Genomic DNA, 17,193 nt, shown 5'->3' with positions numbered 1-17,193 from the left:
AAAACAGTGAAACCTACTAGCCTAAAAACAATATTTCTAGCCTTACTACTTAGCTTAAGCTTTGGTTTAGCAGCTGAAGAATTAAAGTCGCCTCGCATTGCTGTACTTGACTGGCAAGGCGCTTTAATGGAGTCAACCAAGGTTCAGGAAGAATTCAAAAAGGCAGATCAGCAACTCGGTGCTGAGCAGAGTAGAGCGCGTCAACTAGCAGAAGAAGCGCGTAGCCTACAAGAGCGACTACAGCGTGATAGCTCTATTATGAGTGAAGATGAGCGCCGTAAAGTAAGCCAGCAAGTTGAACAGAAAGCGCAGGAATACCAGTTTGTAGCATCAAGATTGCAAAAGCAGTTACAAGAAATGCGTCAAGAAATAGTTGAACGCCATAGACCTAGTCTTGAAGCGGCGGTTAATGAAGTTATTGAAGAGTACAAGGTAGACTTACTGCTTGATAGGCAGGCAGTTGCTTTTGCTAGACCCCAGTTTGATTTAACTCGAGCTGTTGCAGATAAACTCAACAAGGCTAAATAATCTACCTAATGAAAACCTTTACCTTAGGTGAACTAGCTACTTATCTAGGTGCAGAAGTTCACGGCAACCCAGAACACCAGATAACCGAGATGGCTAGTCTTGAAAAAGCTACTTCATCTCAGGTGAGCTTTTTAAGCAACCCCAAGTTTTTGCCTTACCTTAAAAACTCTCAAGCAGGTGCGGTATTACTCAAACCTGACCAAGCAGCTGAGTTTTCTGGCAACAGTTTGCTCCTTGCTAACCCCTACTTAGGTTTTGCTAAACTCAGCCATTTATTTGATGATAAAAAACCACCTGCTGGCGTTATTCACCCTACAGCTAGTATTGCAGAAGGCGCTGAAATAGACCCTTCTGCGCATCTAGGTCCCTATGTTGTTATAGAGGCAGGCTGTAAAATTGCTGCGGGAGTCATTATAGGTGCTCATTCCGTGCTAGCAGAAGGCTGCAGCATTGGTGAAAACACCCTGTTACACCCCAGAGTAACGCTTTATCGTCGAGTAGAAATAGGTAAAAATTGCATCATTCACTCGGGTGCGGTTCTGGGCTGTGATGGTTATGGCTTTGCTCCTACTGGCGGTGACTGGGAAAAAATAGCCCAGCTAGGTAACCTAATCATTGCTGATCAAGTAGAAATAGGTGCTAATACTGCCATTGACCGTGGTGCACTTGGCAATACCGTTATAGGAAAAGATGTAAAAATAGATAATCTTGTTCACCTCGCACATAACGTTAAAGTAGGTGAACATACAGCCATTACTGCTCAAGTAGGTGTGGCTGGCTCTACCACCATTGGTGCTAATTGCATGTTTGGTGGTAATAGCGGTATTGCTGGCCATATAGAGATCTGTGATGGTGTTCAAGTAACTGGCATGGGTATGATTACTGGCTCAGTCAACAAACCTGGGGTTTATTCTTCAGGTACGGGGCTTTTGCCTAGTTCTAACTGGCGAAAAAGTGCCGTACGTTTTAGACAATTAGAAGAACTAAACCAAAAGGTTAAAAGCCTTGAAACTCAGCTCCGGAAGCTTTCTAGTCCGGAATAATTAAACTGCCCTTCTTTTTTGGGCTAAATAACTTAACGCTTATTTTGGCGTTCTTTAGAGGTAAAGATCCATGGTTATGGATATCAATGAAATTAAAAAGTACCTACCCCATCGCTATCCATTTTTATTAGTCGACAGAGTAGTAGAAATTGAACTAGGCAAATCCATAGTTGCTTACAAAAACATTACTGTTAACGAACCTTATTTTTTAGGCCACTTTCCAGAACACCCTATTTTCCCAGGTGTATTAATTATTGAAGCCATGGCTCAAGCAGCTGGTGTATTAGGTTTTAAAACAGTGAATAAGCTACCGGCTGATGGTCACCTCTACTATTTTGTTGGTAGTGAAAAAACACGTTTTAAACGCCCTGTAGTACCAGGCGATCGCTTAACGCTTGAAGCTACCGTATTACGTGAAAAGCGTGGTATTTGGGTTTTTGCTTGCAGAGCCCACGTTGATGGTGAAACCGTGTGTGAAACTCACATTACCTGCGCGGAGAAAAAAGTTTGAGTCTAATTCATCCAACTGCGCTGATCGATCCATCAGCACAACTGGCAGAAGATGTTGAGGTAGGCCCCTACTCAATTATCGGCCCACAAGTAACTATTGGTGAAGGTTCCGTTATTGGCCCTCACGTAGTTATCAAAGGGCCTAGCACTCTAGGTAAGCGCAACCGAATTTTTCAGTTCGCCAGCGTAGGGGAAGACTGCCAAGATAAAAAATACCAAGGCGAGCCAACCCGTTTAGAAATGGGTGATGATAACGTTGTTAGAGAAAGCGTGACTATCCACCGAGGCACTGCCCAAGATTTAGGCCTAACTAAAATCGGTAATGGCAACCTTTTTATGGCCTACTCACACGTTGCCCACGATTGTGTTGTTGGTGATAACTGCATTATGGCTAACCAAGCTACTCTTGCAGGTCATGTTACGCTAGGTGACTATGCAATTCTTGGTGGGTTATCTGCTGTGCATCAGTTTAGCCGTGTAGGTGCTCATGCCATGTGTGGTGGTGGCTCTATTATTTTGAAAGATATACCCGCCTACGTCATGGTGAGTGGTCACCCTGCTGAAACGCATGGCATTAACTACGAAGGCTTAAAGCGTCGTGGTTTCTCAAAAGAAGCCCTACAAGCTTTGCGCAATGCTTATAAAGTTATTTTCCGTCAGGGCTTAAACCTGCAAGATGCTATTAATCAGCTAGAAGCTGGACAAGTCTCACCAGAAATTCAGGTTTTCTTAAACTCCATAAAAAACTCTGCACGTGGTATTACACGTTGAAGATTTACCTGGTTGCCGGAGAAATCTCTGGTGATATTCTAGGTGCAGGTTTAATTGCTGAATTAAAAGCCCTCTACCCTAAAGCAGAGTTTCGTGGCATGGGTGGAGAGCTAATGCAGGCTCAAGGGTTAACCAGCCTTTACCCCCTAGAAACACTCTCAGTAATGGGTGTAGTAGAAGTTCTTAAACACCTACCCAAGCTAATTAAAGTTAGAAAGCACCTCTACCAAGATGCTTTAGCCTGGGGTGCCGATTTAATGATAGGCATAGATTCACCCGACTTTAATTTAGGCTTAGAAAAGAAACTGCGTGCGCAGGGAATAAAAACTGTGCATTACGTTAGCCCCTCGGTTTGGGCTTGGCGACAAGGTCGTATTAAAGGCATTAAACAAAGTGCTGATTTAATGCTGGCACTGCTACCTTTTGAAGCTGAATTTTATCACCAACACCAGATGCCAGTTACTTTTGTAGGCCACCCTACTGCTGATACCCTTCCTATGGAACCCAACAAGCCTGCGGCGCGTCTTGCCTTAGGTTTAGCAGAGCAACAAAGGCCTGTTATAGGCTTATTGCCTGGTTCTCGTGGTGGTGAAGTCGCACGCTTAGGAGCCTTGTTCTTACAAACAGCACAAGAAATAAAAAAAACACATCCCAAGGCAGTTTTTTTACTACCTGCAGCCTCACCTAAACGCTATAAAGAAATTCAACATTTGTTAGCAGAACACCCTGTTAAAGACCTACAGCTACTTCAAGGCAAGGCAGACCAAGTATTACAAGCAGCAGATGTTTGTTTAGTTGCTTCAGGTACGGTGGCTTTAGAGGCGCTTTTCTGTAAAACTCCCATGGTAGTTAGTTACAAGCTTGCCCCCTTAACCTGGTGGTTATCCAAGTTTATGCTGAAATCTAAATGGGTAAGCCTACCAAATTTATTAGCACAAAGAACACTGGTGCATGAGCGCTTACAAGACCAAGCCAAAGTAAGTCAGTTAACAGAAGACCTACACCAGCTACTTAATGAGCCAGCCGTTGCTGCAGAACAAACTCAAGCCTTCTATGCTATTCACCAACAGCTTAAATGCAATGCAAGCAAACAAGCTGCTCAAGCCATTGCAAAGCTGCTAAATAATCAAAGCAAATGAAAAAGAACCCTCCAGCACCTTTAATGCCAGATGAAATACCTTACCAAGGCTTCCTACTTGCAGGTGTTGATGAGGCGGGTCGAGGACCACTTGTTGGTTCAGTAGTGGCAGCCGCTGTTATTCTTGACCCTAACCAGCCCATTATTGGTTTAGATGATTCAAAAAAACTAACCGAAAAAAAACGCGAAGCTTTGGCAATAGAAATTAAACAAAAAAGCCTTACTTGGGCGGTAGCAGAGGCAAGTGCTGCTGAAATTGATGAGCTGAATATTTTACAAGCCAGTTTTTTAGCCATGCAAAGAGCAATAGATGCTTTACCAACTGCCGCAGAGTTTGTTCTTGTCGATGGCAATCGTTTACCTAAAAGCCTACAGTTGCCTGCCTTAGCCGTAGTGAAAGGGGATGCTCGCCACCCAGCTATAGCTGCAGCCTCTATTCTTGCCAAGGTTAGCCGCGATGCCCAACTAGTAGCCTTAGATAAACGCTACCCAGATTATGGTTTTGCCAAGCACAAGGGCTATCCTACCAGAGCACACTTTGCAGCAATTAAAGCGCTAGGAGTACTTGCCGAGCACCGTAAAAGCTTTGGGCCTGTAAAAAAGCAGTTAGAGCTAGAAGAAGCATTAGAAAAACAACAGGTGTTATAAAATAAGGCTAGGTTTTACTTTTTGCCTAGCACTTATTAACTAATCGCTTAGGCAATTGAATAACCCTAAACAACTGAAAAAAACTTTCTAGTAAGTCGGTTTTATTGGCTAAGTACTTAATGCTAAGCGAAGAAACCACCCCAACCAGCCCAGCACCAATTATATCAAAGGGGAAGTGAACCCCAACAAAAACCCTCGCCAAGCCTGCTAAAAAACTTAACAAAACCAGTAACACGCCTAGTTTTAGTGTTTCCCTGCTAAATAGGTAGCTAGATGCAATAGCAAAAATAAAGGTGGTATGGTCGGAAGGAAAGGAAGTGTCTGCTGCATGTTCTACTAGCTGAGAACCTAGGTTAAGTACAAAAGGGCGTGGGTGGAAATAAAATACCCCTATCAAGTAGCTAAGCAATAAAGCTAAGAGTACCGAGTAGCCAGCAAAAAAACTGATACGCTTTTTATTTAAATCGGCAAAAAACCATAAACTAACCATTACCCCTATTAAGATAAAGGGCATAACCTCAGCTATAAAAATAGCCGAGGCATCTAAAATAGCATTTTCTCCAGCTAACTGATTGATTGCTAGAAAGAGATCACTATTCAAACTATCCATATTTATTCATCTTGCTTAACTACTTTCGCCAATAGTTATTAGCTGCCGCTACGGTTTGGAAGTTAACTGCTATTACCTGAGAAGCTGCCGTTAAAGAATCTGCAGACTCGGCATAATCAGGACGAAGTTTCTTTAGCATTTCTGGGTCAGGTTGAGTGTATTTCACCCCACGGCGACTTAGCGTAATAGCAAGTTCAAAGCCTTCTTGAGGGGTTGCGGTAATCAGTGAAGTTAACCAAATGTCTGTCATTTCTTTACCCTTCTTGTTGTTTTAAATAGTAGAAGCTTTTCAATTACTTAAATTTTCTTTGCATGAATCAAAATATACCGACCCATGCGCCACCAAGGCTCTTGCTGGCAATAACGTCGCTCAATTTCTACCAACCTGGCTGGAGTTGCTTCAGGCGGTAATTTTAAGCGTAGGTAATCATTGAAAACACGAACACCTGTTGTTGCGGTAATCTCAAAGCCTGCTGTTTCTAACCATGCAATAACTTCAGTCGGCTGTAAAGGTGAAATAGGTGTTAAACGCTTGCCTTTACCCTTGCCTTGCAAACCTTTTTCTAAAACTCGCTGCCAGTTTCCTCGTAAAACATTTGCTAAAAATAATGCATCGGCATTAAAAAACATTAGCGATAAATGCCCTTGGGGTGCTAAGTGCTGCAATAGCTGATTCAATGTTTCTTTGGGTTCTTGCAACCATTCCAATACAGCATGACAAACTATTAAATCAAAGCCTTGCTGACTAGCAGGAAGGTGCTCTGTTAGCTGTTGAATAGAGGTATTTAGGGTAGCTACCTTATAACGTGCTAAACGCTTAGCAGAATAGTCGAGCATTTCAGCTGCTGGCTCAGCTAATACTACTTCGTGCCCTTTACGAGCCAACCAGCAAGAGATTTGCCCTAAGCCACCTCCTGCATCTAGCACCTTCAAACCTTTTTTATCTAGCGGCAATTCTGCAAGCATGCGTTCACGCAGAATTTTAAGGCGCAAACGCCCCTTGGCAGTGCCATAAATATTGCGTGCAAATTTTTCAGCCATACCACTACTGAAATGACGGTCTTGCTTAGGGGTAGGCATAGTAGGTAACGGCTTAAAGAAGGGCTAGTAAAGTGCAGCTTTTACCTTGAAATAAAAGCTGCACTGGTAGGTGTGTTTTAGCTTGCGAAGGGGTCACGCAAAACTATAGTTTCTACCCTGTCTGGGCCTGTTGAAACGATATCTATCGGCACACCTAGTTTGTCTTCTAAGAACTTAATGTAATTACGCGCATTAGTGGGTAGCTCTTCTAGGGTTTGAGCACCTACTGTAGATTCTGACCAACCGGGCAAGGTTTCGTAAATAGGCGTTACACCTGCAAAACCTTCGGCATCAATAGGGCAGTTTATACGTTTTCCTGCTTTATCTTCATAAGCCACACATACTTGCAGGGTTTCTAAACCATCTAGTACGTCTAACTTAGTTAGACAAATACCCGTAACCGAGTTGACTTGTACAGCGTAATTCACTGCTACAGCATCGAACCAACCACAGCGGCGTGCACGACCCGTTGTAGTGCCAAACTCGTGCCCCTTACTCGCTAGGTGCTCACCAACTGTATCGTCTAACTCAGTTGGCATAGGCCCTGAACCAACACGTGTAGTGTAGGCTTTAGTAATACCAAGAATGTAATCTAAATACCTAGGACCAAACCCTGAACCAGTAGCTACACCACCGGCTGTAGTATTTGAACTAGTAACAAAAGGATAGGTGCCATGATCTATGTCGAGTAGCGAACCTTGCGCTCCTTCAAACATAATTTTTGCACCCTGCTTACGCAAATCGTGCAGATAGGTAATGGTATCGCAAACCATAGGACGTAACTGTTCAGCGTAAACCATGCACTTATCTAACAGGGTTTGATAATCAACAGGCTCTTCTTTAAAAAAGTTTTCTAATACAAAGTTATGGTAAATCAATACTTCTTTTAGCTTTTCTGGAAGACGCTCTGGGCATAGTAGGTCACCAATACGCAAACCACGACGTGCAACCTTATCTTCATAGGCAGGGCCTATACCGCGGCCCGTAGTACCAATTTTATCTTCGCCACGCGCCTGTTCGCGTGCTACATCTAGGCGCACGTGATAATCCAAAATAAGTGGGCAGGCGGCGGATAATTTAAGGCGGCTACGTACTTCAACGCCACGCTCTTCCAGCATTTTAATTTCTTTAAGCAAAGCATCGGGGGCAACAACCACACCATTGCCAATTACGCAGGTAACCTTGTCACGTAGGATTCCAGATGGAACCAGGTGAAGCGCAGTTTTCTGACCGTTAACAACCAAGGTATGTCCAGCATTGTGTCCACCTTGAAAACGCACCACTGCTTGGGCATTTTCTGTTAGAAGATCAACGACCTTACCCTTACCTTCATCACCCCATTGGGTACCTAAAATGACAACGTTATTGCCCATTTTTTAATCTCTGTAGCCTAAATGAATTTAAAAAGCCAAACTTTGAAAGATTAACAAGCCTCAGTGACTTGTCAAACACTTAGTTAACTTGTGATCACCCACTGATCTTCTTTACGTATAATTTGCTGACTAGTGCCTTCTGACAAACTAGCTTCAGCTGCTTGCAAAATAACCCTTTCACCTTTAGAGCGTAAGTCTTTTAGCAAGGCTCTACCTGCCTTATCTCTTAACATAGCTGCCGGTGCAATTAGAGGTGCTTTAACTTGCTTAACGGCTTGCAAGCTAGCCAGTATTTTTAAGTCAGTAGAAAAGCCCGTTGCTGGACGCGCTCTACCAAATACCTTGCCTATTTCATCATAACGTCCACCCTTAGCCAAAGCTTGGCCTAGGCTGGGAACATAAGCGGCAAACACTATACCTGTATGGTAGTGGAAACCACGTAATTCTGACAAATCTAGGTAGATATTTAAATTGGGATACTGCTCCGTTAAAGCGGCAACTAACTGCTGCAACTCTTGCAAAGCTTCTTGAACTTCGGCTGGCGCACCTACCAGTGTTTGCTGTGCCGTTTCTAGCACTTCTAAACCGCCATTTAATTTAGATAAGGCAATAATTAACCTAACCGCAGGCTGGTCTTCCCAAGGTGCTAGCAGCACGTTGAGTTCATCTAAACGCTTTTGCTGTAAAATACTAAATAATTGGTCTTCAATTTCTTTAGGCAGCTCACTGTCAGTAATGAGTGCACGATAAATAGCTACATGACCTAAATCTAAGCAAAGATTTTCAGCACCAGCTAGCAGTAGACTATCTAGCATTAAGCAAAGAATTTCTAAATCGCTATCTAGCCCATTTTGACCAAAAAGCTCTGCGCCAATTTGAATGGGTGAACGAGAGCCAAGCAGGTTATCGAGTTGGGTGCGTACAATTTCAGCTGAATAGCAAAACCTAGCTGCGCCTTCTGAACGCATAGAGTGAGCATCCATACGCGCAACCTGTGGAGTTACATCAGCACTAACACCCATCATACGACCACTTAATTGGTCTGTTACTTTAAAGGTTTGTAAGCCAAGATCATGACCAGCCCCCACTAGAAGCGAGTCTAAAAACTCTACTTTGGGCGGTAGAACGAGTTCATAACCCCAGCTATGAAAAAGGTCTAACAGCTTACGACGCAGATTTTCAATTTGACGAGCCTGAGGCGGTAAGACCTCATCCATCCCGTCAGGTAACAGCCAGCGGTCTGCACTACTCATAAACCTCTCCAAGCTTAGTACTTTTTACTTTACATAAAAAACCGGGAGCCACGACTCCCGGCGTTCTTAGTTTACTAACGTGAGTTACTTGCTACCCTTGGAGTTATCCAAGTAGCGGAAGAAGTCACTTTTAGGACTAACAACCAGAATATCTTGCTTGTTATTAAAGCTATTACGGTAGGCTTCCATGCTACGCAAGAAGCTATATAACTCACGATCTTGGTTGTAAGCCTTAGCATAAATACTGGTTGCTTCTGCATCACCTTCACCTCGTAGGATGTCAGCATCACGCTCAGCAGTTGCAAGAATAACTTCACGTCCACGGTCTACCGCAGCACGAATACGCTCAGACTGTTCTTTACCCTGAGCTCGGTATTCACGTGCTTCACGCTGACGCTCGGTACGCATACGCTCATAAACTGAGTTAGAAACTTCTGAAGGTAAGTCAATTTGCTTCACACGAATATCAAGGATAGCAACACCCATAGAGTCACGCATTGCGCTATTTAACTCTTCAATTGGGCGACTCATTAGTTCATCACGCTGCTCGCTCACTATCTCGCCTAGGGTACGACGACCAAACTCGTTACGTAGACTTTCATCCACTCGAGGAGCTATCAAGCGCATAGAAACCTGTTCATCACCCGCTGTTGCTTCATAGTAGCGAGTAACATCAACAATTTTCCACTGCACAAAAGAGTCTACAATAACGCCTTTACGGTCACCCGTTAAGTAGCGTGAAGGTGTACCATCTAAGGTTTGTAAACGTGTATCAAACAAGCGCACGGTATTATAAACAGGCACTTTTATGTGAATACCGGGTTGAATATCGGTTTCAACCACTTCACCAAATTGTAGGCGAATAGCGCGTTGTGTTTCATTAACTATGTAAAGACTGCTGCTTGCTAGCAGTGCCAAACCAGCAAGAATAGCCAGTGCGACTATAGAACGAGCGTTCATTAGCGACCCTCCCGACGAATACTGGTAGTGGTGTTGGAGTTTTGTCGTTCACGAATCTGTTCAATAACTTGGTCTGTTAGCTGATCTATATCAAAATCACTCGCTAAACTACTCGTTGAACTACTAGCGCTAGTACGCGACCCACTGGTTGTAGGTGCCGAAGAACCTAAACGATCAAGTGGTAGGTACATCATATTATTACTGCCTTCTTCTGTATCAACCAACACCTTGCTTGAATTAGAAAGCACTTCTTGCATAGTATTTATGTACAAACGCTCCCGTGTTACTTCAGGTGCTTGGCGGTATTCTTTTAATAGTGCCAGGAAGCGGCTTGCCTCACCTTCTGCACGCGCTGTTACCGCTTCACGGTAGGCTTGCGCTTCTTCACGAATACGCGCTGCACGACCTTCAGCATCGGGAAGAACAGAGTTTTCATAAGTACGCGCTTGGTTAATGCTGCGCTCACGGTCTTCACGGGCACGAATTACATCATCAAAAGCTGACTGCACTTCATCTGGTGCAGAAGTGCTTTCAATGTTGACTGTTTCTAGCGTTAAGCCAACGCCATAGTAATCTAAGAATCTTTGTAAACGATTATTCACGCCCTGTGCCAAAATCTCACGGCCTTCAGTTAGTATCTGAATTAAGTCGGTTGTACCCACTTCATGGCGTAAAGATGAATCGAGTGCATATTCCAGTGTGCGCTCAGGCCCACGAACATTGAGTAGGTAATCTTTTGGATTACTAACAACATACTGTACTGAAATACTGACCTGAACAATATTTTCATCACGCGTTAGCATAGTAGCGTTTTGGTTAAATGAACGAATACGCGTTACGTTAACCTTGCTAACTGAATCAATAATGGGCGGATTCCAATGCAAGCCTGGCGTTACTGTTTCATGGTATTTACCTAAGCGTAGAACAACGCCTCGCTCAGCTTGGTCGACTAGATAAAAGCCACCTGCAACCCAAATAGCAACAACCAGTACCGCAACCAAAGCCGTTAAACCATAACCACCAAACTTGCTTGGTGGTTTAGTTCCACCCGTATTACCGCCTTTACCACCACCAAAAATATTGGTGACCTTGTCTTGTAATTTCTTTAAGGCTTCGTCTAAATCAGGTGGTCCCTGATTAGGTCGCTGGCCGCCATCATTACCAGAGTTACGGTCTGGCTTGCGCCCGCCGCTTCCCCAAGGGTCGTGCTGATTGCCGTTGCCACCTGGCTCATTCCACGCCATAGAGTACTCTCCACTAAATTAATGTAATCTTTGATTGATTTTATAAGTAAGAAATATTGCGCAATGCTACCTTAAATTACACCTAAGGTCATGGTTTAGTAACCCAAACCAGCGACTCTTCCGCCATATTTAACTGGGATAAGAGCTGCCTAAAATCTTTTTGTGGTAAGCGCAACTGTAACTGACACTGACCTTCTTCACTGTAGCACTCATCTAATACTGCATTTAAATTAAACAAAGCAGCACGCAAACGTGTTTGCTCTGGCTCCAGCTCTAGCGTCCCTTTAACAATTTTAATTGCTAAACGTTCATTAATTGCTTGCAGTAGTAGGTCGCAGCCCTCACCCGTAACAGCCGACAACCAAACCCTCTCTGGTACACCTTCTGCATTACGATCAATTCTGGGCTTTTGCTCTAACAGGTCTATTTTGTTAAAAACCATTAAGCTAGGCACATCTGCTGCACCTATTTCTTCTAGCACTTCTTCAACCTGAGCAATATTGTCATCTCGCTCGTGACTAGCAGCATCAACAAGGTGCAAAAGCATCGTTGCTTCGGCTGCTTCTTGTAGGGTGGCTTGAAAAGCATCAACTAACTTGTGAGGTAAATGGCGAATAAAGCCAACTGTATCTGCTAAAACAATAGTGCCTACATCTTCTAATTCAATACGTCTTAACGTAGGGTCTAGCGTGGCAAAGAGTTGATTAGCCGTATAAACATCAGCCTTAGTTATACGATTAAATAACGTTGACTTGCCTGCGTTGGTATAGCCCACTAGAGAAACAGCTGGAATTTCTGCCTGCACTCTAGCCCTTCGACTTGTCTCGCGCTGCACACGCACTTTTTTTAATCGACGCTGTATAGCGTTAATTCTTGCGCGAATTAAACGCCTATCCGTTTCTAACTGGGTTTCACCTGGACCACGTAGCCCGATACCACCTTTTTGTCTTTCAAGGTGAGTCCAACCACGAATTAAGCGGGTTGTTAAGAATTCTAATTGCGCCAACTCGACTTGCAACTTGCCTTCATAGGTACGCGCTCGCTGAGCAAAAATATCTAAAATAAGCCCAGTACGATCCAGCACTCGGCATTGCAGTTCTTTTTCTAGGTTACGCTCTTGGGAAGGTTTTAAGCTGTGGTTAAATAGCACCAGGTCGGCTTGGTGTTCTTCTACAGCAGCTCGAATTTCTTCTAGTTTACCCTCGCCTACAAAAAGGCGTGGATAAGGCGAGCTACGGCTACCACGAATAAGTGCTAGGGGTTCCGCTCCTGCTGAGCGAACTAGCTCAAGAAACTCATCAGAGTCTTCTCGTTTAGATTCATCGGGAAAATCTATATGCACAAGGACGGCTAGGTTGCCGCCCTCTTCGCGTTCAAAAAACAATCAGTGACTCCTAATGCGAGCTTTATGCTTCATCTTCTTCCGAAGGCAAGCGCACATTGCGTGAAGGTACAACCGTTGAAATGGCATGTTTGTATACCATTTGACTGACGGTATTACGCAACAAAATAACAAACTGATCAAAAGATTCAATTTGGCCTTGTAGCTTAATGCCGTTAACTAAAAATATAGATACAGGAACTCGCTCTTTGCGTAGCAAGTTTAAGTAGGGGTCTTGTAAAGTTTGCCCTTTGGACATGTTGGTATCTCCCTTGAACATTAGAATTTTTTATGAATCTTTTGTTTATTGTTAATTTTAAGTTTTAGAACCTGCTGAAAACCAGCTAATTCAGTATTATGCCCTGCTCTTGGCTAATTATAACCATCCTAAACGGCTTTTGTCCGTCATTTATGCCACACCAACAAAAGAAACTTATACTGAAGCAGGTTTTAATGCCAACAAACCTTCTCCAACAGCTTTGCCTGCAATAAAATTTTCTACTGCTGTGACTACCCTTGGCAAAAGTTGCGGATGATCACTTACTAGCCAGTTAAGATTCTGCCATGACCTCATCCAAGTCAACTGTCGCTTGGCTAACTGCCGTGTTGCAGCTATACCTCTAGCTTTAAGCTCGGTTAAGTCATAGTCACCATCTAGGTATTGCCATACTTGGCGATACCCTACAGCGCGCATAGAGGCCAAACCTAGGTTCAAGTCACCTCGCTGGTACAAGGCTTCGACCTCTGTAATTAAACCTTGTTCCAACATTTGCAAAAATCTTTGCTCTATACGCTGGTGCAGGGTGGCGCGTTCTGCAGGTACTAACCCTAATTGTAACAACCGCCAAGCAAAGGGTTGTTGTTTTTGCTCTTGCCAAAGCTGAGTGCGTGTTTTACCCGTTTGTTGAAAAAGCTCTAAAGCCCTTAAAGTACGCTGTGGATCTGTCGGGGCAATTTTAGCTGCTGACTCAGGGTCTATCGCAGCTAAACGCTCATGTAGTGCGGGGCAACCTAGCTGTGATAATTCATCTTCTAATTGCTGCCTTATTTTAGGATCGGATGCAGGTAGGTTAGAAGCACTGCCTAAAAGGCTTTGGTAATAAAGCGATGTACCGCCCACCAATAAAGGGGTTTTGCCTGCCGCAGTTATTTCTTGCATGGCTTGCAAGGCATCGCGTCGAAAATCACCAGCGGAATAGCTTTGTGCAGGGTCACGCAAATCAATTAAGCGGTGAGGTGCTCTAGCGAGGGTTTCTGCATCAGGTTTTGCTGAACCTATATCCATGCCTTTATAAACTTGGGCTGAATCAACACTAATAATTTCACAGTTCAGCAGCTCAACTAAAGCTAGGGCTAAATCGGTTTTACCTGCGGCGGTAGGCCCTAATAAAAAAATAGCTGGTGGACGTTTATCTAATGCTTCTTCTAGCATCATCGTCCCCTCAAAAACATTTTATCTAAATCCTGCATACTTAATTGAAACCAAGTAGGGCGTCCGTGGTTGCATTGATCGCTACGTTCGGTTATTTCCATATCACGCAGTAAAGCATTCATTTCTGGTATAGAAAGCTGCCGACCTGCCCTAACCGAGGCATGGCAAGCTATATTGGCAAGCACTTCATTAATGGAATTTTCTAAACTTCTTGCCGTGCCAAAACGCTTCATTTCATCCAATAAGGTAGAAACCAAATCTGCTGCCTTAGCACCTTGTAAAAGCACCGGCATAGAACGTATCACCACTTCTTGTGGCCCTAGCACATCTAGCTGCACACCCAAGTCATTAAGCAGTTCAGTATTTTGACTCGCTAACTCGGCTGCTTCTTCATCTACACTGACTGCTTCTGGCACGAGTAAAGGCTGGGCTGTTAAAGGTCGCTTTAACCAGTCCTTTTTTAACCGCTCATAGGTAATACGTTCATGGGCGGCATGCATATCAACCACCACTAGCCCTTGAGTATTCTGCGCCAGAATATAGATTCCTTGCATTTGCGCTAAAGCATAACCTAAGGGTGGTACTTGTGCTGTTTCGTTGGTTGAGCTTTCTTCGGTTGGCGGTGCTTCTGACAAATGGCGATAAAACTCTAAAGTGCTACCCGCTGGTGTAGTTGAATTGGCTAAAGGCTTACTTGACGAACTTGCAAACCCTTGCCAATTTAAAGACGACTGCTCTTGAAGTTGCTTAACAGGTTCTGAAAAACCATCAGTAGTTTGAGTAGGGTAGTTTTGCTGTGCCGTTATTTCTGGTTCTACAGGCTGTTTTTCAGAACCAATTAAAGCACCCGACAAGCGCCTATGCAGGCTACTGAAAATAAAATCATGCACCCAGCGGCCATCACGAAAACGTACTTCATGCTTAGTGGGGTGAACATTCACATCAACAATTTTTGGATCAACCTCTAAATAAAGTACAAAAACCGCATGACGACCCCCATAAAGCACATCTTGGTAGGCTTGGCGTATGGCATGGGCAACCAGTTTATCGCGCACCACTCGCCCATTCACAAAAAAATACTGCCTATCGGCTTGGGCGCGTGCATAAACAGGTAAACCCACCCAGCCACGTAATTGAATGCCTGTTGCTACGGCTTCTATGGGGAGGGATTGCTCAACAAAATCTTTACCTAACAACTGCGCCACTCGCCGATATTTTAAGCGCTCATCTTCGGTATCTAAGGGGATAGCAGGCAATTGATGAACTAATTTACCCTGATGTTTAAGCGTGAAGGCAACATCCTGGCGTGATAGGGCTAAACGCCGAAAAACTTCTTCTAAATGATTAAATTCTGTGCGCTCTGTCCGTAAAAACTTGCGCCTTGCTGGGGTGTTAAAAAACAGGTCGCGCATGGTTAAACTTGTACCACGCGGGTGAGGCGCTGGGGTTACTTGCGACTGCATGTCTCGCCCTTCTGCAACCACACGCCAGCCTTTGCCTGAATCATCGGTACTGGTTACTAACTCTAAGCGCGATACCGAGCTAATAGAAGCCAGAGCTTCGCCACGAAAACCTAGGCTAGCCACCCCTTCTAAGTCATCTAAAGTAGTGATTTTGCTGGTGGCGTGCCGAGCCAGCGCTAGGGGCAAATCTTCTACAGCGATACCACTGCCGTTATCACGAATTTTTAATAATTTAACACCTGCGTCTTCTAGCTCTATATCAATTTGTGTTGCGCCTGCATCTAAACAGTTTTCTACCAATTCTTTTAAAACTGAGGCAGGGCGCTCGACCACTTCGCCCGCGGCAATTTGGTTAGCTAGGCGTGGACTAAGCAGTTGGATAGATTGAACAGCAGGATTTTCACTAGTGCTTAAAATCATGTCGATGGAATCCTTAGTCTTTGACCGACGCGAATAACATCATTATTTAAACCATTAATCTTACGCAACTCACCTATATCTACCCCTTTACGTCGTGCAATTTCTGAAAGGGTATCGCCACGGCGAATAGTATAAGCCGTAGATGAATGGCTGCGATTAGCTGACAGGGTCGTATTGGGAGGTGGGTTTTCTATAAAATAATCTTTAATGGCATTGGCTATTTGTTGGGCCAGTTTACGCTGGTAGGCTAAATCCTTCAGGCGTTTTTCTTCTTGTGGATTAGAAATAAAACCGGCTTCTATCAGCATGGAAGGCATATCAGGCGACTTAAGCACTAAAAAGCCCGCTTGTTCCACATCACGCTTATGTAGGTGGTTCACTCGACCTAGGTTTTTTAACACCCTAGAGCCTACTTTTAAACTTTCTGACAAGGTGGCAGTCATGGATAAATCAACCAATACGCCTGCCAGCGTTTCATCTTTATCGCCTAGAGTTAAAACACCTTCGACCCCACCAATTAAATCAGCACGGTTTTCGCTATCAGCCAACCAACGCGCCGACTCAGAACTAGCGCCTCGTTGTGAGAGCACATAAACCGATGAACCCTGAGGCTGGGGCAGGCGGTAGGCATCGGCATGCACAGAAACAAACAAATCAGCTCTTGCGTTACGTGCTACTTCAACACGTTTACGCAAACCTATGTAGTAATCACCGGTACGTGTCATAACGGGTTTAAAAGCTGGGTCTTTTTCAATAATGCTTGCCAACTCTTTAGAAATACCCCAAACAACGTGCTTCTCTCGTGTTCCTGAAGGGCCTATAGCACCAGGGTCTTCACCACCATGCCCTGGGTCGATAGCAATTACAATTTGCCGTTGCTGCTTGATTGTTTTAGGTGCTTGTTGCTTAGGTGCTTTCTGCTTTTCTGGTAAAACTAAATCGACCACTAGACGGTGACCATACTGCTCATTAGGACGCAATAAAAAGCTACGTGGTTGCACATCTTGTGATAAATCTAGCACAACGCGTAAATCTGTTTTATTACGTACAGCTGAACGAACACGACTGATAGGAGTGTTAGTTAAGTCACTTGAATCTAACTGAGTATTAAGGCGAACATCGCTAATATCTATCACTAAACGATTGGGGTTTTCTAAACTAAAAACCCTATGTTCTACTGGACCAGACAAGTCAAAAACCAAACGGGTATGGTCAGGTGCAGGCCAAATACGTAGGCTATTAATACGTGAACTTGCTTGCACTTCAAGTGTTAAAAAAGCCAAGACAAGTAGTAGCAAGGAGTGACGAATCGAGTTTAAGGTCATTATTTTCTACAAGG

18 protein-coding genes are annotated in these 17,193 nt (G+C 44.0%); 6 read left to right on the top strand and 12 right to left on the bottom strand.

Features of this window, described 5'->3' with window-relative positions; genetic code table 11:
- Positions 1–6: 6 nt before the first annotated feature.
- The 6 genes from H571_RS0102580 (at position 7) to rnhB (ending at position 4,638) form a co-directional block, all read left to right on the top strand.
- A complete protein-coding gene (locus H571_RS0102580; protein ID WP_027847942.1) occupies positions 7–528 on the top strand; it encodes an OmpH/Skp family outer membrane protein in 522 nt (173 codons plus the stop codon).
- A gap of 8 nt (positions 529–536) precedes the next feature.
- Positions 537–1,571: a UDP-3-O-(3-hydroxymyristoyl)glucosamine N-acyltransferase gene (gene lpxD, locus H571_RS0102575; protein ID WP_036217314.1), complete on the top strand. Its 1,035-nt coding sequence runs from the start codon at positions 537–539 to the stop codon at positions 1,569–1,571.
- A gap of 70 nt (positions 1,572–1,641) precedes the next feature.
- On the top strand, positions 1,642–2,082 hold the full coding sequence (fabZ, locus tag H571_RS0102570; RefSeq protein WP_027847940.1) for a 3-hydroxyacyl-ACP dehydratase FabZ: 441 nt from the start codon (positions 1,642–1,644) through the stop codon (positions 2,080–2,082).
- Entirely contained in the window at positions 2,079–2,852 is a 774-nt protein-coding gene (gene lpxA, locus H571_RS0102565; protein WP_036217313.1) for an acyl-ACP--UDP-N-acetylglucosamine O-acyltransferase, read from the top strand. The genes fabZ and lpxA overlap by 4 nt, the downstream gene beginning before the upstream one ends.
- Positions 2,849–3,991 carry a lipid-A-disaccharide synthase gene (lpxB, locus tag H571_RS0102560; RefSeq protein WP_027847938.1) on the top strand — a complete coding sequence of 381 codons (1,143 nt, stop codon included), beginning with the start codon at positions 2,849–2,851 and terminating at the stop codon, positions 3,989–3,991. Before lpxA ends, lpxB begins: the two co-directional genes overlap by 4 nt.
- A complete protein-coding gene (gene rnhB / locus H571_RS0102555) occupies positions 3,988–4,638 on the top strand; it encodes a ribonuclease HII (protein ID WP_084482626.1) in 651 nt (216 codons plus the stop codon). The genes lpxB and rnhB overlap by 4 nt, the downstream gene beginning before the upstream one ends.
- Positions 4,639–4,663: 25 nt before the next feature.
- Here rnhB and H571_RS13955 read toward each other — a convergent pair whose 3' ends face one another.
- From H571_RS13955 to H571_RS0102495, 12 genes are all read right to left on the bottom strand, one after another.
- Entirely contained in the window at positions 4,664–5,248 is a 585-nt protein-coding gene (locus H571_RS13955) for an undecaprenyl-diphosphatase (protein WP_036217307.1), read from the bottom strand.
- Between the two features lie 19 nt (positions 5,249–5,267).
- Positions 5,268–5,498: a hexameric tyrosine-coordinated heme protein gene (locus H571_RS0102545; RefSeq protein ID WP_027847936.1), complete on the bottom strand. Its 231-nt coding sequence runs from the start codon at positions 5,496–5,498 to the stop codon at positions 5,268–5,270.
- A 47-nt stretch (positions 5,499–5,545) separates the two neighbouring features.
- Positions 5,546–6,328, bottom strand: a complete 783-nt coding sequence (locus H571_RS0102540; protein ID WP_027847935.1) for a methyltransferase domain-containing protein — start codon at positions 6,326–6,328, stop codon at positions 5,546–5,548.
- A gap of 77 nt (positions 6,329–6,405) precedes the next feature.
- Entirely contained in the window at positions 6,406–7,701 is a 1,296-nt protein-coding gene (locus tag H571_RS0102535) for an adenylosuccinate synthase (protein WP_027847934.1), read from the bottom strand.
- An 83-nt stretch (positions 7,702–7,784) separates the two neighbouring features.
- A complete protein-coding gene (locus H571_RS0102530) occupies positions 7,785–8,954 on the bottom strand; it encodes an ATP phosphoribosyltransferase regulatory subunit (RefSeq protein WP_027847933.1) in 1,170 nt (389 codons plus the stop codon).
- 84 nt (positions 8,955–9,038) lie between these two features.
- Entirely contained in the window at positions 9,039–9,914 is an 876-nt protein-coding gene (hflC, locus tag H571_RS0102525) for a protease modulator HflC (RefSeq protein ID WP_027847932.1), read from the bottom strand.
- The gene (gene hflK, locus H571_RS0102520) at positions 9,914–11,158 is read right to left on the bottom strand and encodes an FtsH protease activity modulator HflK (RefSeq protein ID WP_027847931.1); all 1,245 of its coding nucleotides are present in this window, start codon (positions 11,156–11,158) and stop codon (positions 9,914–9,916) included. Before hflK ends, hflC begins: the two co-directional genes overlap by 1 nt.
- Positions 11,159–11,246: 88 nt before the next feature.
- Positions 11,247–12,542: a ribosome rescue GTPase HflX gene (hflX, locus tag H571_RS0102515; protein WP_027847930.1), complete on the bottom strand. Its 1,296-nt coding sequence runs from the start codon at positions 12,540–12,542 to the stop codon at positions 11,247–11,249.
- Positions 12,543–12,564: 22 nt separating this feature from the next.
- Positions 12,565–12,798, bottom strand: a complete 234-nt coding sequence (gene hfq / locus H571_RS0102510; protein WP_027847929.1) for an RNA chaperone Hfq — start codon at positions 12,796–12,798, stop codon at positions 12,565–12,567.
- A 174-nt stretch (positions 12,799–12,972) separates the two neighbouring features.
- Positions 12,973–13,971, bottom strand: a complete 999-nt coding sequence (gene miaA, locus H571_RS13950; protein WP_051168091.1) for a tRNA (adenosine(37)-N6)-dimethylallyltransferase MiaA — start codon at positions 13,969–13,971, stop codon at positions 12,973–12,975.
- Positions 13,971–15,854, bottom strand: coding sequence for a DNA mismatch repair endonuclease MutL (mutL, locus tag H571_RS0102500; protein ID WP_051168090.1), 1,884 nt, complete (start codon positions 15,852–15,854; stop codon positions 13,971–13,973). The genes miaA and mutL overlap by 1 nt, the downstream gene beginning before the upstream one ends.
- Positions 15,851–17,179 (bottom strand): N-acetylmuramoyl-L-alanine amidase, encoded by a 1,329-nt coding sequence (locus H571_RS0102495; RefSeq protein WP_027847927.1) that lies wholly within the window; start codon positions 17,177–17,179, stop codon positions 15,851–15,853. Before H571_RS0102495 ends, mutL begins: the two co-directional genes overlap by 4 nt.
- Between the last annotated feature and the right edge of the window lie 14 nt (positions 17,180–17,193).

It is taken from the genome of Marinospirillum minutulum DSM 6287, assembly GCF_000422325.1.
GTDB lineage: Bacteria > Pseudomonadota > Gammaproteobacteria > Pseudomonadales > Halomonadaceae > Marinospirillum > Marinospirillum minutulum.
This window is presented reverse-complemented; position numbering and strand designations above follow the sequence as displayed.